Source organism: Pseudomonas putida (genome assembly GCF_016406145.1).
Classification (GTDB): Bacteria; Pseudomonadota; Gammaproteobacteria; order Pseudomonadales; family Pseudomonadaceae; genus Aquipseudomonas; species Aquipseudomonas putida_E.
In genome coordinates, this window is the sequence record NZ_CP066306.1 from 5564213 (window position 1) to 5582557 (window position 18345).

The window sequence follows — 18345 nt, forward strand, 5'->3', positions numbered from 1 at the left end:
ATCATAGCCGCACCCACGCGCTACAGGAAGTCGCGGACGATTGAGTGTCACTATAGTTGTGCAAGACGCCACGAATCGAAACTGTCACAGAAGTGTCATAGCATCGACTGGCACATTGCCCTGCATCAAGCCCTGGCGAGTCGCGCGTTGGCGGCAGCCTGCTAACGTGGCACGATTGCCGGGTTACCGACCGAGACTACTCAGATCATGCCGCACACCTTAGCGAAGAACCTGTCCCTGATTGCCGCCATCGACCTGGGCTCCAACAGTTTCCACATGGTCGTGGCCAAGGCTCACCATACCGAAATCCGCATTCTGGAGCGGCTCGGGGAAAAGGTTCAGCTCGCCGCTGGCATCGACGAAGCACGCATGCTCAGCGAAGAAGCCATGGTCCGGGGCCTGGAATGCCTGAAGCGCTTTGCCCAGCTGATAAACGGCATGCCTGCGGGGGCCGTGCGTATCGTTGGCACCAACGCCTTGCGCGAGGCGCGCAACCGCAACGAATTCATCCAGCGTGCCGAAACGATCCTCGGCCACCCCGTGGAAGTGATCTCCGGCCGCGAAGAAGCGCGCCTGATCTACTTGGGCGTGTCCCATACCCTGGCCGATACCCCCGGCAAACGCCTGGTCGCCGATATCGGCGGCGGCAGCACCGAGTTCATCATCGGCCAGCGCTTTGAGCCGCTGCTGCGTGAAAGCCTGCAGATGGGCTGCGTCAGCTTCACCCAGCGCTATTTCCGCGATGGCAAGATCACCCCGGCCCGCTACGCCCAGGCCTACACCGCCGCGCGCCTGGAGCTGATGAGCATCGAGAATGCCCTGCACCGCCTGACCTGGGATGAAGCGATTGGCTCCTCCGGGACCATCCGCGCCATCGGCGCCGCCATCAAGGCCGCTGGCCTGGGCAATGGCGAGGTCAACGCCGAGGGGCTGGCGTGGGTCAAACGCAAGCTGTTCAAGCTGGGCGAGGCCGACAAGATCGACTTCGACGGGGTCAAACCCGACCGCCGCGCGATCTTCCCGGCCGGCATGGCGATTCTCGAGGCGATCTTCGACGCGCTGGAACTGCAACGCATGGACCATTGCGATGGCGCGCTGCGTGAAGGCGTGCTGTTCGACCTGCTTGGCCGCCACCACCACGAAGACGTGCGCGAACGCACGTTGAACTCGCTGATGGAACGCTACCACGTCGACCAGGGCCAGGCTGCGCGCGTCGAGCGCAAAGCGCTGCACGCCTTTGACCAAGTGGCCAAGGCATGGGGCCTTGAAGAGGGTAACTGGCGCGATCTACTGGGTTGGGCAGCCAAAATTCACGAAATTGGCTTGGACATTGCCCACTACCATTACCACAAGCATGGTGCCTACCTGATCGAGCACTCCGACCTGTCGGGCTTCTCGCGTGAAGACCAGCAGATGATGGCGCTGCTGGTACGTGGCCACCGCCGCAACATCCCCAAGGACAAGTTCGCCGAACTGGGCGATGAAGGCGTGAAACTGCTGCGTCTGTGCGTACTGCTGCGCTTCGCCATTCTGTTCCACCACATCCGTGGCACCCAACAGATGCCGAAGGTGCAACTGCAGGCCTCAGACAATAGCCTCGACGTGGCCTTCCCGGCCGGCTGGCTGGAGCAGAATCAGCTGACCCAGGCCGACTTCGCCAATGAGGCGGAGTGGCTGGCCCGGGTCAACTTCGTCCTCAGCGTACGTTAAGTACCGGGTTGCTCAGGCGCTCCAGCAGGGTCGCCTGGGCACTGCGCGGGTTCTGGTTGCCCGTCGGGCTGCTGCGCACATAGCGCCCGTCGGGCTGCAGCGTCCAGGCATGGGTGTTGTCGGTCAGGTAGCCTTCCAGCTCCTTCTTCACCCGCAGCAACAGCTTCTTGCCTTCCACCGGGAAGCAGGTCTCGACACGCTTGTCGAGGTTACGCTCCATCCAGTCGGCGCTGGACAGGTAGATCTGCTCTTCGCCGCCGTTGAGGAAGTAGAAAACCCGGGTATGCTCCAGGAAGCGGCCGATGATCGAGCGCACCTGAATATTGTGCGAAACCCCCGGGATGCCTGGGCGCAAGCAGCACATGCCACGCACCACCAGGTCGATCTTCACGCCCGACTGGCTGGCCTTGTACAGGGCCTTGATAACCTTGGCATCGGTCAGCGAGTTGAACTTGGCGATGATGTGCGCAGGTTTGCCTTCGAGGGCGAACTGGGTTTCCCGGGCAATCATGTCGAGCATGCCCTTTTTCAGGGTGAACGGCGCGTGCAGCAGTTTTTTCATGCGCAAGGTCTTGCCCATGCCGATCAACTGGCTGAACAGCTTGCCGACGTCCTCGGTGAGGGCATCGTCGGAGGTCAGCAGGCTGTAGTCGGTGTACAGGCGAGCATTACCGGCGTGGTAGTTACCGGTGCCCAGGTGGGCGTAGCGGACGATCTCACCCTGCTCGCGGCGCAGGATCAGCATCATCTTGGCATGGGTCTTGAAGCCCACCACGCCGTAGATCACCACGGCGCCGGCGGCCTGCAGGCGGCTGGCCATCTGCAGGTTGGACTCTTCGTCAAAGCGCGCACGCAACTCGATCACCGCGGTGACCTCCTTGCCGTTTCGTGCGGCATCCACCAGCGCATCGACAATTTCCGAGTTGGCGCCGGAGCGGTACAGCGTCTGACGAACGGCGAGCACGTGCGGGTCCTTGGCTGCCTGGCGCAGCAGGTCGACCACGGGTGTGAAGGACTCGAACGGGTGCATCAGCAGGATGTCCTGCTTGCTGATGACACTGAAGATGTTGTCGGCATTGACCAACAGCTTGGGGATCGCCGGGGTGAACGGTGTGTACTGCAGCTCCGGGTGGCTGTCCAGGCCGGTGATGCTGAACAGGCGGGTCAGGTTGACCGGGCCGTTGACCTGGTACAACTCGCTCTCGCTCAGGCTGAATTGCTTGAGCAGGTAGTCGGACAGGTGCTTGGGGCAGGTGTCGGCCACTTCCAGGCGCACGGCATCACCGTATCGGCGCGAGAACAGCTCACCGCGCAGGGCGCGCGCCAGGTCGTCGACTTCTTCCGAATCCAGCGCCAGGTCGGCGTTACGGGTCAGGCGGAACTGATAGCACCCCTTGACCTTCATGCCCTGGAACAGGTCGTCGGCATGGGCGTGGATCATCGAGGACAGGAACACGTAGTTGTCCCCAGGGCCACCGACCTCTTCCGGTACACGGATGACCCGCGGCAGCAGACGCGGTGCCGGGATGATCGCCAGGCCCGAATCACGACCGAAGGCATCGACCCCTTCGAGTTCTACGATGAAGTTAAGGCTCTTGTTCACCAGCAACGGGAACGGGTGCGTCGGGTCAAGGCCGATCGGGGTGATGATCGGCGCAATCTCGTCACGGAAGTAGCGGCGCACCCAGGTCTTGAGCTTGGGCGTCCAGTAACGGCGGCGGATGAAGCGGATCGCGTGCTTTTCCAGTTCCGGCAGCAACACATCATTGAGGATCGCGTACTGGCGATCAACTTCGGTGTGCACCAGCTCGCTGATGCGCGCCAGCGCCTGATGCGGCTGCAGGCCGTCGGCACCGGCCTGTTCACGAGCAAAGTTGATCTGCTTCTTCAGGCCCGCCACGCGGATCTCGAAGAACTCATCGAGGTTGCTGGAGAAGATCAGCAGGAACTTCAGGCGCTCGAGCAGCGGGTAGGACTCATCCAGCGCCTGCTCCAGCACGCGGATGTTGAACTGCAGCTGCGACAGCTCGCGATGAATGTACAGGCTGCTGTCGTCCAGGCTCGGGATGGCGATGGCCGGCGCGGGGGCAGCATGCACGGGCGCGGGGGGTGCGGCCTCTACTGCAGGCTCCGGGGCCTCTGGCAGATCCGGCGGGGTCTGCACCATCTCTTCGGGGACCGCCTGAGCGTCCTTGATCGCGACAGGGGTTAGCACTTCATTATTCATCTGGCGTTCCTGGAGGACGTTAACGCCCTATCATCAATTGAGCGGGACGATAAGCGGCCATTATGACGTCTGTGTTACATCTATAGGCAAGCCCGCGACTTGTGGCTGAAGCCATTGTCCTTGTACGAATTGTTCACGTCGAGACACATCTGGACACTTTCACGAACGCGCGTGAAGGGGTAGGCTGCGCGTTCATTTCGCCAGCACCTCAGAAAATGCTTCAACAATTCCTGCAGGATTTCGGCTATTTTGCCCTTTTTCTAGGCACCTTCTTTGAAGGCGAGACCATCCTGGTGCTTGCAGGATTCCTTGCGTTCCGCGGGTACATGGACATCAGCCTGGTGGTGATCGTGGCATTCTTCGGCAGCTATGCCGGCGACCAGCTGTGGTACTTCATGGGCCGCCGCCACGGGCGCAAGATCCTGGCGCGCAAGCCGCGCTGGCAGGCCATGGGCGACCGGGCGCTGGAACATATCCGCCGCCACCCCGACATCTGGGTACTGAGCTTCCGCTTCGTCTATGGCCTGCGCACGGTCATGCCCGTGGCTATCGGCCTGTCCGGCTACCCACCCCGCCGTTATCTGCTGCTCAACGGCATCGGCGCAGCCGTCTGGGCCTTGGCCCTGGGCGCAGCCGCGTACCACTTCGGCGCCATTCTCGAAGGCATGCTGGGCAACGTGAAGAAGTACGAGCTATGGGTGCTCGGTGGCCTGCTGCTGCTCGGCGCCCTGCTGTGGCTGCGGCGGCGTTTTCGCACCTTGCGCGCCGAGCGCAAGGCCGCGGCACAGGCCCAGGCCGCCGAGGCTGAGCAGGCTGTAAAGCGCGAGCAGGGCCCAGACCAAGGGCGTGACAACCCCTAAGCCCAGAGCGCCAGCCAGATACAGCGCAGGCACATTCAACAACAGGCGCGCCAGCTCCAGGCGCCCTGCCCACGGCCGATTTTCCAGGGCCGCGCCCAAGGCAAACAACCCCAGCGCCATCACCGACCAGCCCAGCACCAGGGCCGCCGTCGGCACCTGCTCTGCGACACCCATCAGGTAGCTGCCCAATGCCACGTAAACGGCGAACTGCAGCACCACATAAACCTGCTGCGCCCGCCCCAGGGCAACCTCGAACTTACGGAACAGCGCCAGGTTCTGCTTGGCCTGTGGATAACGCGCGGCCACATCCGCCGGCCGCCAGCCAGTGGGCATGAACCAGATACGCAGTTTGTCCCACAGGCTATCGGTGCGGCGGGCATCGTCCCAGAGCTGGGCATAGAACTGCAGGTTGGCCCACAACGGGTTCCAGCTGGCCAGCGGCGTGGTTACGCCAAACACCACGGGCTCGGCCGGGTCTTCTTCCTTGAAGGTGCCAAACAGACGGTCCCAAAGAATGAACACACCGCCGTAGTTGCGATCCAAGTAAACAGGATTTTGCGCATGGTGGACGCGATGGTTGGACGGTGTAATCAGTATCCATTCGAGCCAGCCCAACTTGGGAATGTGCCGGGTGTGCACCCAGAACTGGTACAGCAGGTTGAGCGACGCCACTGTAATGAACACCCATGGCGACACGCCGATCAGCGCCAGCGGCAGGTAGAACATCCACGAAAAGAGGAAGCCGCTACTGGTCTGGCGCAACGCGGTGGTGAGGTTGTACTCCTCGCTCTGGTGATGCACCGAATGGGCTGCCCACAGCACATTGCGCTCATGCCCCAAGCGGTGCAGCCAGTAATAGCAGAAGTCGTACAGCACGAACGCCAGCAACCAGACCCAGACGGCGTGGTCCGGCAGGTGCAGCAGCGCCAAATGTTCCCACGCCAGTGCATAGGTCACCAGCCCTACCCCCTTGGTCAGCAACCCGGTACTGGTGGACAGCACGCCGGTGCTCAGGCTGTTGATCGAATCGGCCACCGTGAAATTACGCTGGCCGCGCACACGGTCGGCGACCAGTTCAACCGCGATCAGCACGAAAAAGAACGGTACGGCCAGCAGAATCAGGTCCATGGACAGCTGCCTCGAAGGGTATCCACACAGATTAGGATGCACCCATGGCAACCCCTATGGCCACATCTGCCAAACTAGAGGACATTTAGCGCCTCGACACTGGAGTAATGAGCATGACGAAAAAAGTAGCGGTGATTCTTTCCGGCTGTGGCGTCTACGATGGCGCCGAAATCCATGAAAGCGTGATCACCCTGCTGCGCCTCGACCAGCGCGGCGCACAGGTGCAGTGCTTCGCGCCGAACATCGCGCAGATGCATGTGATCAACCACCTCACCGGTGAGCAGATGCCTGAGTCGCGCAATGTACTGGTGGAATCGGCGCGCATCGCCCGCGGCGAGGTCAAGGACATCAGCGAGGCCAGGGCCGAGGACTTCGACGCGCTGATCGTGCCGGGTGGTTTCGGGGCAGCGAAGAACCTGTCCGACTTTGCCATCGAAGGTAGCGAGTGCACGGTCAACCCGCAGGTACTGGCCTTGGCCGAGGCCTTTGCCGAAGCTTGCAAGCCGGTTGGCCTGATGTGCATTTCACCGGCACTGGCGGCCAAGATCTATGGCCCTGGCGTGGTTTGCACCATCGGGAACGATGCCGATACTGCTGCTGCGGTGACCAAGATGGGTGGCACCCATGAAGAGTGCGATGTGCATGACATCGTTGAGGACACCCAGCGCAAGCTGGTGACCACGCCGGCGTACATGGTGGCCAAGTCGATCAGCGAGGCGGCTGGCGGCATTTACAAGCTGGTGGATCGCGTGCTGGAAATGACCCACGAGGCTGACTGATCAGCCCTTGGCCAAGCGAGCCAGAATACGGTCCAGCGCATTGGCGAACGCCTGCTTTTCGCGTTCGCCATAAGGCCCCTGCCCTCCGCCGGCCTGGCCCTGCTCGCGCAACTCGGTAAACAGGTTGCGCACTGCCAGCCGGTCGCCCATGTTGCGCTCGTCGAATTCACGGCCACGTGGGTCCAGCGCCGCTACCCCCTTCTTGATCAGGCGGTCGGCCAGCGGCACGTCGCTGCAGATGACCAGCTCACCGGGCACGGCGTGCTCGACCAGGTAATCATCGGCGGCATCCATGCCGCTGGGTACCACGATCAGCCGCACAACGGCGAAGGCCGGTTTGGCCACGGCCTGCCCGGCCACCATTACCACCTCGAGCTTGCGCTTGAGGGCGAATTTGACGATCAGGTCCTTGGCTGCCTTGGGGCAAGCATCGGCGTCGATCCATATGCGCATTGTATTTTCCTCTTGAAGCAGGGAGGGCTTTGCTCTCCTTTCGCGACTACGGCCATGTTACTCGTCCCGGCGAAAGAAACATGCAATGGCACATCTATTTCAATGGCCACGTGGAGTGCGCAGGGCAAGCAGCAGTAACGCCGCTCGCTGCCTGCCATGGCCTGCAAGGCCTCAGTGAGCCTTGTTCATCCCCCGCTCCAGATCATCGATCAATGCCTTGGCCATCTCGCTGAGAATCCGCGCCGCGCTGCCAGCGATGCGGTCGTTTTCCATTTCTGCTTCGGTGGTGAGGTGGCGGATGCAGCCGAGCAGTACAGAAAGCTGCGAGAACGCATGATCGAACGGGACATCAGGCCTGAGGCTGAACAGGTCGAAGGTTTCTACGCCTGCCGTTGATGCTTGGTTGAGGCCCTCGCTCATTGGGATGCTCCTTGCGCACCGGCGTGCTCGTTCAGCGCGTTGATCATCCGGCACAGCAGGCGGATGTTCATGCCCATGGCGTCACGCACAGGGCCTTGCGGGCTGTCGAGCAGCACGCTGGAGGTCTGTTTTATGGTCAGGGTCAAAGCGCAGATGAGTGCGTTGCACTCTTGGGTGTTGGGCGGTTCCGGGAGCGAGATGGCGGGGGGATCAAGTAGAAGCAGGGCGGATGGAGGTGGGTCTGGGACGAGCTTTTTCATGGCGGATCTCCGTATGTTGGGCTGACCTGCCTTCCTCCTCGTCTCACGGATTTGGGTGGCAGTCGTGCACGGGGTGAGACCCGGGACATACGGTAACCCCGGCCAGACCGAAGCCTGCCCGCGCACGACCGCCATGGAGCGGCGCTACCGAATGTGAACCGGGTGTCTCACGCCCGATCGCCTTGTGAAGCGACCCGAGGACATTATTCCCGGAGCGCTTGCCAGCCAAGACGGCACCTTCCGATAGGCGTCGTAGGATAAGTCGCCAGAGTGAAAGAACTGAAGCATTTGGTTTCAGGTTCGGAAATGTCTTACGGCTTTGCGACTGCTGCGAGGGCTTCGCCATCGATCGCCGGCAAGCCGACTCCCACAATTACCCCGCTGCTCTCAAGCTCAGCGCAAACCCAGTGGCAGCCGGCTTGCTGGCGATTGGCCGCCCCGCGGAAACAGCAGGTACCAATTGCGTCCAACCTGATAAAACCGTCGCTACTAGCCTCATAGGCAAACCATAGGAGGCAGGGAACATGGATCGTCCCCATTCAAATCAGCTAAGGCTTGGCCGGTTCTCCGAAAGGAAGCGGTTGTACCTTGTCACCAGCACCACATTGCACAGGGCCCCTGTACTGGGTGGATTTCACTCGGCCCGCTTGTTGGTCAGCCAGCTACGCCAGGCCGAGGCAGAAGGTGCGGCGCGGTCTTTAGCCTGGGTGGTAATGCCTGATCATTTCCAATGGTTGATCGAGCTGGGGCCGGTGAGCCTGAAAACGTTGATGCGGCGGGTGAAGTCGCACAGCACCTGTGCCATCAACCGCCATCTGGGGCGATATGGGAGGCTTTGGCAGAAGGGGTTTCATGACCGGGCGTTGCGGCGAGAAGAGGACGTGCAGGCTGTGGCGCGGTACATCGTCTTGAACCCTAAGCGCGCAGGTCTGGTTGAGCGGGTGGGAGATTATCCGCATTGGGATGCGATCTGGGTTTGACTGCCATGGCCCCATCGCCGGCAAGCCGGCTTGCCGGCGATGTAGCCTCAAGGCTTGGCGGTATCCTTCCAACCACCGCCCAACGCCAGGAACACACCGATCTGCCCCATCGCCACCTGGCTATTGGCCGCCGCCAGCTGCGCGCGCATGTCCGTGTAGGTCCGCGTCGCCTGCAAGTCCGCCAGGAATGACTCACGCCCCGCCTGGTAATAGCGGTGCGTCTGGTCCGCCGCTTCTTTCGCCGATTTCTCCGCCTCGGCCAGCGCATCACGCCGGTCGAGCAAGGCGCTGTACTGGGCCAGGCGGGTCTGGGTTTCGCGAATGGCGTTGAGCACCACGCCGTCGAAATGCGCCAGCGCCGCCTGGGTCGAAGCCTCAGCCATGCGGATGCGGGCACGGGTACCGTTAGTGGGGATGCTCCAGCTGATCTGCGGGCCGAAGCCCCAGCGGTTGGTCGCAGGATCCCCCAGGTTCTCGAGAATACCGATGGTACCGACCTGGGCGCCGATGCTGATGTCGGGATACAGGGCGCCCGTGGCCACGCCGATATTCGCTGTAGACGCCGCCAACTGACGTTCGGCCTGGCGCACGTCAGGGCGGCGCTTGAGCAGCGCGGCGCCATCACCGACCGGCAACAGCTGGTTCAGCTGTGGCAGCTCGGCACACTCGGCAGTGCCGGCAGGCAGTTGCCCCACAGGCTTGGCCAGCAGCGCAGCCAACGTATACAGGCCGGTTTCCCGCTCGGCCTTGAAGCGCGGCAACTCTGCGCGCAGCGATTTGAACTGGGTCTGCGAGCGAGTGACCTGGGTTTCGTCACCCCGGCCAGCATCACGCAGGCGCTGGTTGAGCTGCACGCTCTGCTGCTGCAAGCCGAGCGACTCGCGGGCGATGTGGTATTCCTCGTTGGCCGAACACACCTGGGTGTAGGCCTTGACCACATCGGCCACCAACGTGATGCGGGCGGTATCGGCAGCGGCCTGCACAGCGTCGGCATTGGCCTTGGCCGCTTCGGTGCCGCGCTTGAAGGTACCCCACAGGTCAAACTGGTAGGAAGCGCTGATGATCGCCTCGCCGATGTTGGCCACTGGCACCTTCTCGGTCAGCAGAAAAGCCTCGCCAGACTCCTGCAACCGCTGGGCTCCGGCTTTGATGCCACCATTGAATCCACCCTGGGACTGGGCTACCTCGACCTGCGCACGGGCCTTGGCAATGTTGGCCGCAGCCACGCGCAGTTCGGTGTTGGCACTCAACGCCTGGCGCACCAGCTCATTCAGGCGTTGATCCTGATACAGCTGCCACCAGTCCTCGGGTACCGGCGCCGACACGACGCTGGCGGCATCCTGGCGCAGCGGCCCATTGAGGTCGCTGCGCTGCACTGCCGCGTCCTTGGGCACTTCGTAGTCCGGGCCTACCATCATGCAGGCACCAAGAGACAGGCAAAAGCCAGCCAGGATCAGCTGTTTCATGGGCGCGGGCCCTCGATGATCGACACCGTGGCGGTACGCCCGGCGATCATGCGGAAGTCTTGCGGCACTTCATCGAAAGCGATGCGCACCGGGATCCGCTGGGCCAGGCGCACCCAGCTGAACGCCGGGTTGACGTTGGGCAGCAGATTGCTGCCGCTGCTGCGGTCGCGGTCCTCGATACCGGCGGCAAAGCTCTGCACATGGCCACGCAGGCGAGTGTTGTCGCCCATTACGCGGATGTCCACGGCATCGCCAATATGGATGCCGCCCAATTTGGTCTCTTCAAAGTAGCCGTCGACGTGATACGAAGCACTGTCGACGACCGAAAGCACGGGGCGGCCAGCCGTGACGAATTCGTGGTTACGCGGCGCGCGGTCGTTGAGGTAGCCGTCCACCGGGCTGCGCACCACCGAACGGTCCAGGTTCAGCTGGGCGGTGTCGACCGCCACTTGGGCCTCGCTCACCGCCGATCGGGCACGGGCCTCGCGGGACTGGCTTTCTTCCAGTTGCTCGGCCGCCACCAGGTTGCCCAGTTTGCGGTTGCGCTGCGCTTCGCGAGAGGCCTGGGCCAGGGTTTCCTGGCGTTCGCCAAGGGTCGCCTTGGCCTGGCGCAGCGCCAGGGTGAAGCGGTCCTGGTCGATGGTGAACAGCACGTCGCCGCGCTTGACGGTCTGGTTGTCACGCACTTCGACCTTCTGGATCAACCCGGAAACATCCGGGGCGATCTGGATCACGTCGGCGCGGATGTGGCCGTCGCGGGTCCAGGGGGCGAACATGTAGTACACCACCATCTGCCACACGAGCACGGCGGCGAAGGTCACTACCAGCAAGGTCAGGACCACACGGCCCAGGGTCAGCAAAGGTTTTTTCATGGCAGCATCAGGCTTCGGCAAAAATGGTCCACCGCGCCAAGCAGCACGGCATACAAAGCAACGTTGAACAACGCCCGGTGCCAGACCAGGCGGTAGAAGTGCAGGCGCACCAGCACCGCGTGCACCCCGAGAAACAGCAGGTAGGTGCAGACCATCATCACCAGCAGCGTGGGCAGGAACACCCCGCTGATATCCAGTTCACCGATCACAGGGGCGCTCCGTCGAGCCCGGGGGGCAGTTGCGGTTGTTCGGCAGGCTCGAGCATCACCTCGACACCCGGCAGCAATGCCAGGCGCAGGCCGCTCAGGGCATGCAGCAGGTGCGTGCGGGCATCGCCGCGCTCGTACAGTTCATCCAGGTTCAGCGCCAGGCGAGCCCGCTCCATGTTGCGCAGCAGCGCCGCAGGGGCATGCAGGCGCTGACCGGCGCGCAAGCAGGCAGCGTAGTGGCCGCCCACTTCCTCGATCACCGTTTGCAGGCGCTCGCGGGCCTGGGTGCCTGCACGCGGCAGATAGGCCAGCAGGTCGAGCAGGTTCAGGCCCACGCGCAGATCGCGCAGGGCTGCGCCACTGTCCTGGCCGGTCTGCGACAGGCGCGGCAGGTGCTGCATCAGGCGGTCGAGCATCTGCACGCCGAGTTGGCGACGTTCGGCCAGGGTCGCCGGTGCAGTCATCTCGACGATGTCCCGCCAGGCGAAGCGGGTCATGCGTTTGGCGGCCAGTTCCACACCGAACGGGCGCATCACCAGGGTCCAGATGAATGCGAACAGAAGCCCTGCAGGGCCTGCCAGGTTGGAGTTGAGGAAGGTGAAGAAATCGGCGTCGTAGGCGCCCTGGATACTAATGAAGGTCGAGGTGTTGACGATGGTCAGCAAGGTGCCCAAGTAGAAGCGTGGCTGCACGGTCAGGGTGCCGACGCAGATGAACGGCACCGCGAAGGCCAGCACCAGCATCGGGAAATCGTGCAGGTTGGGCAGCACCAGGAACAGGTACAGGCTGGAGAAGATGACCGACATCAGGGTCCAGAAAAAGAACCGGTAGATCTGCGGTGCCGGGTCGTCCATGGCGGCGAAGAAGCTGCACGACACGGCGGCGAGGATCACTGCGCTGGCGCCGTCGTTCCAGCCCAGGCCGATCCACAGGCCGCAGGCGACGATGATTGCCAGCACGGTGGAAACCACCGAATAGAGCATCAAGCCACGGTCGAAGAACGGCGTCAGGCGGCCCAGGCGCCAGTGGCGGTAGACCGCACGCCAGGGCTTGGCGTCATCCGTGCGCAAGGCGTGCTGCAAGGTACAGCAGTCCTGCCACAGGTCGGCCCATTCGGTCAGCCGGTAAAGCGCATTGGACAGCAACAATTCGGCGCGCTGGTCGAGCGCGGCGGCGCCGGGCTGCAGGCGGTCGATCTGTTCGTGCAGGGCAGTCCAGCGTGCTACCGAGGCGCTTTGTGCTGTACCCTCGAGCCATTCGCGGGCGGCGGCGAGCACTGGTTGCAGCTGGGCGAACTGCGCCGGGGCGCGGCCTTCGAGCGCCACCAGGGCGTCGTCAAGGGCGTCGATCACCGGCAGCAGATGGATCATTCGCCCGCGCAGCTCGCGGGCGTTCTTCAAGGTATGCGGGCCTGCACCCTCGTGGCCGAGCTGGCCAATCATCAACTCCAGCGAGTTGAAGGTGGCAACCATGGCACCACGCATGCCACCCACTTTGTCCGCAGCAACATCACGGGCGAGGTAGGTATCGCTGTAGCGGATCGCTTCACTGAACCAGCTTCCGGTCGCGCCAACCACCACGGGCGCCAGGCGTCGTGGCCAGAAAATCGCGCCGACCACGGCTGCGCAGACAATCCCCAGGCAGATCTCCTGGGCACGTGAAGAAGCAACGTCGAACACTGCCAACGGGTTGTCGACCACCGCCAAGGCGATCATTGGCAGCGTATAGCCGGCCAGCATCAGCACGTAGTTGTTCGCGGTGCGCAGGTTCAGCGAGAGGTACAGCAATGTGCCGGTCCACAGGGCGATCGCGACGGTCAGCAGCAAAGGCGACTGCACCAGCGGCGGCACCAGGAAGATTGCCCCGCCAGCGCCGAGCAGCGTGCCAAGGGCGCGATACAGGGCCTTGGAGCTGGTAGGCCCAACGAATGGGCTGGAAACGATGTAGACGGTTGCCATCGCCCAGTAGGGGCGCGGCAGCTGCATGAGCAGTGCGATGTACAGCGCGATCATCGACGCGGCAAAGGTACGCACACCATAGAACCAGTCGCGGGCCGGCGGTACCGAACTGAAGAAACCGTTCATGCCACCCCGCCAGTGCTTCCAAGGCCTGCTGCCTCGAAGGCGCGGAGCACGCGCAAGGCGGCATGCAGGTCGGCCTCATCGATGCCCTGCAGCACTTCGTGGCGGACGCGCACCAGTTCGGCTTCGATGGCTTCGGCCAAGGCACGGCCCTCGGCTGTCAGGCTCAGAGCCTTGGCGCGGCGGTCCAGCGGATCCTCGCTACGGCATACCAGCCCGGCCCTGCACAGCTGGTCAAGCAGGCGCACAAGCGACGGGCTTTCCAGGCCAGCGGCCTGAGCCACGGCTACCTGGTGCACGCCATCGCCCAAGCGCACGATCATCAACAAGGGCGCGGCGCAGGCTTCGGAAATGCCGTAACTGGTCAGGGCCGTATGGCAAATGCGCCGCCAATGGCGGGCGGCAACGACCATGCCGGTGCTGACTTGCAGGCGCAGTGAGTCAAGCGTCATGTAAAGAACCAAGGATATTCATAGTTTGCTAACTATCAATATACGCCTGGCCCTCCCCCTGTCGTCAACCAGGGGCGACGGGGAGTACATGAATTGTTGTTCATTGAGGCTGAACCTGGTCCTCCAACTTCATCGCCAGCGCCAACGTACTGCCCATCTGCACTGCCCGATCCCGCCAATCCAGATAGCGCGCCGCATCGCAACGGCTGAAATGCACTGCCAGCTCCTCGGCCGCCTGCATGACCCCGGTCGCTGCCGCCAGCTCCAGCCAGTACAGCCCGGCCTTGATATCAGCGTCCACACTCAGGCCATGCAACAAACGGTAGCCCACCTCGAAGCGGCAACGCACCTCGCCCCGTTCGGCACCACGAAGAAACCACTGGTAAGCCTGAGCCAGATCGACCTGCCAGCCCAGTTGCGCATCGCAGACTTCTTCCTCGTACAAATCGCCGAGTGCGGCGGCTGCATCGAGCATGCCCCGGTCAAAGGCATGGCGATAACACTCTGCGGCCTGGACGTAGGAAACCTCCACACCCTTGCCGAAGTAGTGCTGCTGCCCCAGGTTGAACCAGGCCGCGGCATTGCCCTGCATGGCCGCCATGCGCAGCAGGTGCCCGGCCAGCACGGTGTCGGCACGCCAGTACTTGCCATTGAGCCAGACCCAGCCCAGGTCATTGAGCGCCGCCACATGGCCGGCCAGCGCTTGATGGCGCAGGTCGGTATACACCGCTTGCAAGTCCGCCGCTTCGTCCAGGCGGTTGACCAGCAGCGCCCGCTGGCTGGGCAACCCCACCCCGGCGAACAGCCGCTGTCGCCTGCCAGCGGGGGTCGGCGCGGGAATGACCTGCTCAGGCAGAAGACGGGCGAGCAGCGAGTGGATATTGCTGACAGCTGACATGTTCATCCTCATTGAACGACCCACAGGCCTTACTGCGGCTGTGATGAGGCGTGATTCTGCGCGACGTCACGTCAAAACCTGTCGCGAACGATTCGGCGCCAGGCAACCAATTGGCGGTTCCTTGATCTGAACGGATCGTGGCTAATTGCCATGACCCACTAATGCCGCCATCCTGATGCGGCAAGCCTAGACAAGGACGTTACCTTTTGCCGTTCGCCACCACCCGCGCCACCCTCAGCCGTCAGTGGGCGCTGCTACGCCAGCTACCCAGCCGTTCCCCGGGCATTACCAGCGCAGAACTGGTGTGGCGCCTGCGCGATGTAGGTTTCACCGTCAGCAAACGCACGGTGGAACGCGACCTCAATGAGCTTTCGTTGATCTTCCCGCTGGAGCGCAACGACAAGAGCATTCCGTTCGGCTGGCACTGGTCGGCGAATGCCTTGGGCGAGCTGCGCGGGAATTTCGATCTGCAGGGCTACTTGCGCGGTGAGGCGCTGCAGCCGGCGCAAGGTGATGGGCTGGCGCTGCAAGCCTGGGTCAACGACAGGGTGGCGCGTCAGTTGCGGGATCAGCCGTTGAGTGCAGACATGCAGCTGACTGCCCTGGAGCACGGGCATCGGCTGCAGGCCACGATGGAAGATGGCTGGGCGTTACGCTGGTGGGTGTTGAGCCAGGGGGACGGGGTGAAGGTGGAGCAGCCGGATGAACTGCGCAGTGAGATTGCCAAGACCCTGAGCAATGCAGCTGCGCAGTACCAGAATTAGTAGGCCGCTAAAAATCAGCGCTGCATCCCCCAGCGCCGCACGGTCACCCGTTCCAGGGTATTGAACACCAACCCCTCGACCAGCAAACCGATCAGGATCACCACCGCCAACCCGGCAAACACTTTGTCGGTATACAGCTCGTTGCGGTTCTGGAAGATGTACCAACCCAGCCCGCCCTTGCCGCTGCTCGCGCCGAACACCAGCTCGGCGGCGATCAGCGTGCGCCAGGCAAATGCCCAGCCGATCTTCAGCCCCGACAGGATCGACGGCAGTGCCGCGGGTACCAGGATGTGCAGCACCAGCCGCAGCCCTTTGAGGCCATAGTTGCGCCCAGCCATGCGCAAGGTTTCAGAAACGCCAAGAAAACCCGCGTAGGTATTCAGCGCCAGCGCCCAAAGCACCGAGTGCACCAGCACGAAGATCAGGCTGTTGTCGCCCAGCCCGAACCACAGCAGGGCCAGCGGCAGCAGGGCAATCGCGGGCAGCGGGTTGAACATTGAGGTCAACGTACCCAACAAGTCGCGGCCCAGCTGGGTGGAAACCGCCAGGCTGGTCAGGCCGAAAGCCAGCACGATGCCCAGCACGTACCCCTTGAGCAGGATCACCAGCGACACGCCGACCTTGGCCGGCAGCTCACCGCTGCGCAGGCCGTCCCACAGCGCCGCGGCAGTCTGCAAAAAGCTCGGCAGCAGCAGATCATTGCCCTGGTAGCGGGCAATGGCCTCCCACAATGCTGCGATCACCACGAGGATCACCGCCTTGCGTAACCAGCCTTGCTGCCACAGGCGCTGGGCCAGCGGCAGGTTGCGTTCCAGAGGCACACTGAGCAGCGGCTCCAGCTGCACCTCGTATTCCTGACGTACAGGGGTAGTGGTCATGGCTCAAGCTCCTGTCAGTAGGCAATGCGGATGTCGTTGAAGCCCAGGTATTCTGCCTGCTCGGGGGTATCGACCTCGTCGAACAACAGCCGATGGATGCGCCGGGCGCTGGCCTGGAAGTCACTGGCGCCGAGGCTGCCGAGGTCGTACTGATGGCTGTGCACCTCGGCCCGTACCCGCCCCGGATGGGGTGACAGCAACAGGATGCGGTTACCCACTACCAGCGCCTCCTCGATGGAATGGGTGACGAACAGCAAGGTGAAGCGCACCTCCTCCCACAGCAGCAGCAACTCTTCCTGCATCTTGCGCCGGGTAAGCGCATCGAGTGCGGCGAACGGCTCGTCCATCAACAGGATCTTCGGTTGCGTGGCCAGTGCACGAGCAATTGCCACGCGCGCTTTCATGCCACCCGACAGGGTATGCGGATAAGCGTCGGCAAAAGCCGCCAGGCCAACCTTGTCCAGGTAATGCAACGCTCGGTCTTCGGCCTCGGCGCGCTTGAGCTGGCCAGAAACGAGCAGCGGGAACATGACGTTCTGCTTCACCGTCTTCCACGGCGGCAGCTGGTCAAACTCCTGGAACACCACGATGCGATCGGGGCCAGGGCCGTTGACCGGCTGGCCCTGCAGCAGGATCTGCCCTTGCTGTGGGCTGATGAACCCGGCTACGGCCTTGAGCAGCGTGGACTTGCCACACCCCGAGGGGCCCAGCAAGACAAAACGGTCGGCACGATCGACTTCGAAGCTGACCTGATGGGTGGCCCGCACCACGCGCTGCGCGGTACGGTATTCGAGGCTGAGGTTATCCACCTTGAGCAACGGCGGTGTAGCCACACGGCTAAGGTTGCTGGCCGTGTGGCCTGGCAATGGGGCGGTCATGGTCGGTCAGCTCCCCTGCAGTGGGCGTTCATCCTGGAAGAAGTAGTCCTTCCACGACTCAGGCTTGTGCTTGATGGCGCCTACCCGGTAGAGGAATTCGGCCAGCTTGTAGGTGTTCTTCGGCGTTACGGTGAACTCGTATTGGGGGTTGTCGATCAGCTTGATCAGCACATCGCGGTCAATCTTGGCCTTGGTGACGCGGATATAGGTATCGGCAGCCGCCGCCTTGTCCTTCTGGGCAAAGTCCGCAGCCTCAGCCAGGGCATCGACGAACGCCTTGTAGGTCTTGGGGTTGTCGTTGCGGAATTTCTCGGTGGCAAACAGCAGGGTCGGCGAGTTGGGGCCGAGCAGGTCATAGCTGTTGAGCACCACGTGCACGTCCTTGTTGGCCAGTGCCTGGTCCTGGAACGGCGGGTTGGAGAAGTGCCCGTTGAGCTCGGTGCCGCCAGCCAGCAACGCGGCGGTGGCATCTGGGTGCGGTACGGCCAGGGTGTACTTGTCGAGGCGGTTGTATTCCTTCTCGCCCCACTGCTGGGCAGCGGCGTACTGGAGGAAGCGCGATTGCACCGAGACGCCCACGGCCGGCACGGCAATGCGGTCCTTTTCGGAAATGTCGGCGATGGTCTTCACGTTCGGGTTGCTGCTGACCAGGTAGTACGGGAAGTTGCCCAGCGAAGCCACCGCCTTGACGTTCTGCCGGCCTTTGGTGCGGTCCCATACAGTCAGCAACGGCCCAACGCCAGCACCGGCGATGTCCACCGAGCCGGACAACAGCGCGTCGTTGATCGCAGCACCCCCGGATAGCTGGGCCCAGTCGACGTCGATGTCGATACCCTGCTCCTTGCCGTGCTTTTCAATCAGTTGCTGATCACGCACCACATTGAGCAGCAGATAGACAATGCCGAACTGCTCGGCAATGCGGATCTTGCCTTCGGCATGGGCCACCGTGGGGGCCGCAAGGCTGCCCACGACCAAGCTTGCACCCAGGCTGATACTTGCCGCCAGGCGGCTGATGGATTTGCGCATGATG

At 62.9% G+C, this 18345-nt stretch carries 18 protein-coding genes and 1 pseudogene; 5 read left to right on the top strand and 14 right to left on the bottom strand.

Annotation, left to right across the window (positions count from 1 at the left end; genetic code table 11):
* Window positions 1-207: 207 nt before the first annotated feature.
* On the top strand, window positions 208-1710 hold the full coding sequence (ppx, locus tag JET17_RS25705) for an exopolyphosphatase (RefSeq protein ID WP_012316793.1): 1503 nt from the start codon (window positions 208-210) through the stop codon (window positions 1708-1710).
* On the opposite strand, the gene ppk1 is transcribed toward ppx, so the two are convergent.
* Window positions 1697-3877, bottom strand: a complete 2181-nt coding sequence (gene ppk1 / locus JET17_RS25710; protein ID WP_376778896.1) for a polyphosphate kinase 1 — start codon at window positions 3875-3877, stop codon at window positions 1697-1699. The two genes, ppx and ppk1, sit on opposite strands and share 14 nt — an antisense overlap.
* A gap of 275 nt (window positions 3878-4152) precedes the next feature.
* Between ppk1 and JET17_RS25715 the strand changes: the two genes are divergently transcribed.
* Entirely contained in the window at window positions 4153-4797 is a 645-nt protein-coding gene (locus JET17_RS25715) for a DedA family protein (protein ID WP_012316795.1), read from the top strand.
* A 501-nt stretch (window positions 4798-5298) separates the two neighbouring features.
* Here JET17_RS25715 and JET17_RS27440 read toward each other — a convergent pair.
* Window positions 5299-5925: pseudogene (locus tag JET17_RS27440) on the bottom strand (sterol desaturase family protein); the annotation flags it as partial.
* 113 nt (window positions 5926-6038) lie between these two features.
* On the opposite strand from JET17_RS27440, the gene elbB reads away from it, so the two are divergent.
* On the top strand, window positions 6039-6704 hold the full coding sequence (gene elbB / locus JET17_RS25725) for an isoprenoid biosynthesis glyoxalase ElbB (protein ID WP_012316797.1): 666 nt from the start codon (window positions 6039-6041) through the stop codon (window positions 6702-6704).
* Here the strand turns inward: elbB and JET17_RS25730 are convergent, their stop codons facing one another.
* The 3 genes from JET17_RS25730 to JET17_RS25740 all read right to left on the bottom strand — a co-directional run bounded on the left by JET17_RS25730 (window position 6705) and on the right by JET17_RS25740 (window position 7837).
* Window positions 6705-7157, bottom strand: a complete 453-nt coding sequence (locus tag JET17_RS25730) for a YaiI/YqxD family protein (protein WP_012316798.1) — start codon at window positions 7155-7157, stop codon at window positions 6705-6707. It abuts the gene before it with no gap.
* Window positions 7158-7328: 171 nt separating this feature from the next.
* On the bottom strand, window positions 7329-7577 hold the full coding sequence (locus JET17_RS25735) for a DUF3077 domain-containing protein (RefSeq protein WP_012316799.1): 249 nt from the start codon (window positions 7575-7577) through the stop codon (window positions 7329-7331).
* Window positions 7574-7837, bottom strand: a complete 264-nt coding sequence (locus tag JET17_RS25740; protein WP_012316800.1) for a hypothetical protein — start codon at window positions 7835-7837, stop codon at window positions 7574-7576. Before JET17_RS25740 ends, JET17_RS25735 begins: the two co-directional genes overlap by 4 nt.
* 524 nt (window positions 7838-8361) lie before the next feature.
* On the opposite strand from JET17_RS25740, the gene JET17_RS25745 reads away from it, so the two are divergent.
* On the top strand, window positions 8362-8817 hold the full coding sequence (locus JET17_RS25745; RefSeq protein WP_012316801.1) for an REP-associated tyrosine transposase: 456 nt from the start codon (window positions 8362-8364) through the stop codon (window positions 8815-8817).
* A 47-nt stretch (window positions 8818-8864) separates the two neighbouring features.
* Here the strand turns inward: JET17_RS25745 and JET17_RS25750 are convergent, their stop codons facing one another.
* From JET17_RS25750 to JET17_RS25775, 6 genes are all read right to left on the bottom strand, one after another.
* Window positions 8865-10283 carry an efflux transporter outer membrane subunit gene (locus JET17_RS25750; protein WP_012316802.1) on the bottom strand — a complete coding sequence of 473 codons (1419 nt, stop codon included), beginning with the start codon at window positions 10281-10283 and terminating at the stop codon, window positions 8865-8867.
* Window positions 10280-11155, bottom strand: a complete 876-nt coding sequence (locus tag JET17_RS25755) for an HlyD family secretion protein (RefSeq protein ID WP_012316803.1) — start codon at window positions 11153-11155, stop codon at window positions 10280-10282. The genes JET17_RS25750 and JET17_RS25755 overlap by 4 nt, the downstream gene beginning before the upstream one ends.
* Window positions 11152-11364 (bottom strand): DUF1656 domain-containing protein, encoded by a 213-nt coding sequence (locus JET17_RS25760; protein ID WP_008096887.1) that lies wholly within the window; start codon window positions 11362-11364, stop codon window positions 11152-11154. Before JET17_RS25760 ends, JET17_RS25755 begins: the two co-directional genes overlap by 4 nt.
* Window positions 11361-13448 carry an FUSC family protein gene (locus JET17_RS25765; RefSeq protein ID WP_012316804.1) on the bottom strand — a complete coding sequence of 696 codons (2088 nt, stop codon included), beginning with the start codon at window positions 13446-13448 and terminating at the stop codon, window positions 11361-11363. The genes JET17_RS25760 and JET17_RS25765 overlap by 4 nt, the downstream gene beginning before the upstream one ends.
* Window positions 13445-13897, bottom strand: a complete 453-nt coding sequence (locus tag JET17_RS25770) for a MarR family winged helix-turn-helix transcriptional regulator (RefSeq protein ID WP_012316805.1) — start codon at window positions 13895-13897, stop codon at window positions 13445-13447. Before JET17_RS25770 ends, JET17_RS25765 begins: the two co-directional genes overlap by 4 nt.
* Before the next feature lie 100 nt (window positions 13898-13997).
* Window positions 13998-14795, bottom strand: a complete 798-nt coding sequence (locus JET17_RS25775) for a tetratricopeptide repeat protein (protein WP_012316806.1) — start codon at window positions 14793-14795, stop codon at window positions 13998-14000.
* Window positions 14796-15001: 206 nt separating this feature from the next.
* Between JET17_RS25775 and JET17_RS25780 the strand changes: the two genes are divergently transcribed.
* Window positions 15002-15559 (top strand): WYL domain-containing protein, encoded by a 558-nt coding sequence (locus JET17_RS25780; RefSeq protein WP_012316807.1) that lies wholly within the window; start codon window positions 15002-15004, stop codon window positions 15557-15559.
* A 14-nt stretch (window positions 15560-15573) separates the two neighbouring features.
* Here the strand turns inward: JET17_RS25780 and JET17_RS25785 are convergent, their stop codons facing one another.
* The 3 genes from JET17_RS25785 to JET17_RS25795 are packed head-to-tail and all read right to left on the bottom strand — an operon-like array spanning window position 15574 to window position 18341.
* Complete coding sequence (locus JET17_RS25785; RefSeq protein WP_012316808.1) at window positions 15574-16437, bottom strand: ABC transporter permease; 864 nt, start codon at window positions 16435-16437, stop codon at window positions 15574-15576.
* Window positions 16438-16451: 14 nt separating this feature from the next.
* Entirely contained in the window at window positions 16452-17315 is an 864-nt protein-coding gene (locus JET17_RS25790; protein ID WP_012316809.1) for an ABC transporter ATP-binding protein, read from the bottom strand.
* A gap of 6 nt (window positions 17316-17321) precedes the next feature.
* Window positions 17322-18341, bottom strand: a complete 1020-nt coding sequence (locus JET17_RS25795) for an ABC transporter substrate-binding protein (protein WP_012316810.1) — start codon at window positions 18339-18341, stop codon at window positions 17322-17324.
* Between the last annotated feature and the right edge of the window lie 4 nt (window positions 18342-18345).

What these genes read in the sequence shown, in the direction of transcription:
- JET17_RS25775 (WP_012316806.1), bottom strand. Translation starts at nt 14,795, where the DNA reads ATGTCAGCTGTCAGCAATATCCACTCGCTGCTCGCCCGTCTTCTGCCT.
- ppk1 (WP_376778896.1), bottom strand. Translation starts at nt 3,877, where the DNA reads ATGGTGCAGACCCCGCCGGATCTGCCAGAGGCCCCGGAGCCTGCAGTA.
- JET17_RS25770 (WP_012316805.1), bottom strand. Translation starts at nt 13,897, where the DNA reads ATGACGCTTGACTCACTGCGCCTGCAAGTCAGCACCGGCATGGTCGTT.
- elbB (WP_012316797.1), top strand. Translation starts at nt 6,039, where the DNA reads ATGACGAAAAAAGTAGCGGTGATTCTTTCCGGCTGTGGCGTCTACGAT.
- JET17_RS25795 (WP_012316810.1), bottom strand. Translation starts at nt 18,341, where the DNA reads ATGCGCAAATCCATCAGCCGCCTGGCGGCAAGTATCAGCCTGGGTGCA.
- JET17_RS25785 (WP_012316808.1), bottom strand. Translation starts at nt 16,437, where the DNA reads ATGACCACTACCCCTGTACGTCAGGAATACGAGGTGCAGCTGGAGCCG.
- JET17_RS25730 (WP_012316798.1), bottom strand. Translation starts at nt 7,157, where the DNA reads ATGCGCATATGGATCGACGCCGATGCTTGCCCCAAGGCAGCCAAGGAC.
- JET17_RS25740 (WP_012316800.1), bottom strand. Translation starts at nt 7,837, where the DNA reads ATGAAAAAGCTCGTCCCAGACCCACCTCCATCCGCCCTGCTTCTACTT.
- ppx (WP_012316793.1), top strand. Translation starts at nt 208, where the DNA reads ATGCCGCACACCTTAGCGAAGAACCTGTCCCTGATTGCCGCCATCGAC.
- JET17_RS25715 (WP_012316795.1), top strand. Translation starts at nt 4,153, where the DNA reads ATGCTTCAACAATTCCTGCAGGATTTCGGCTATTTTGCCCTTTTTCTA.
- JET17_RS25745 (WP_012316801.1), top strand. Translation starts at nt 8,362, where the DNA reads ATGGATCGTCCCCATTCAAATCAGCTAAGGCTTGGCCGGTTCTCCGAA.
- JET17_RS25790 (WP_012316809.1), bottom strand. Translation starts at nt 17,315, where the DNA reads ATGACCGCCCCATTGCCAGGCCACACGGCCAGCAACCTTAGCCGTGTG.
- JET17_RS25755 (WP_012316803.1), bottom strand. Translation starts at nt 11,155, where the DNA reads ATGAAAAAACCTTTGCTGACCCTGGGCCGTGTGGTCCTGACCTTGCTG.
- JET17_RS25750 (WP_012316802.1), bottom strand. Translation starts at nt 10,283, where the DNA reads ATGAAACAGCTGATCCTGGCTGGCTTTTGCCTGTCTCTTGGTGCCTGC.
- JET17_RS25765 (WP_012316804.1), bottom strand. Translation starts at nt 13,448, where the DNA reads ATGAACGGTTTCTTCAGTTCGGTACCGCCGGCCCGCGACTGGTTCTAT.
- JET17_RS25735 (WP_012316799.1), bottom strand. Translation starts at nt 7,577, where the DNA reads ATGAGCGAGGGCCTCAACCAAGCATCAACGGCAGGCGTAGAAACCTTC.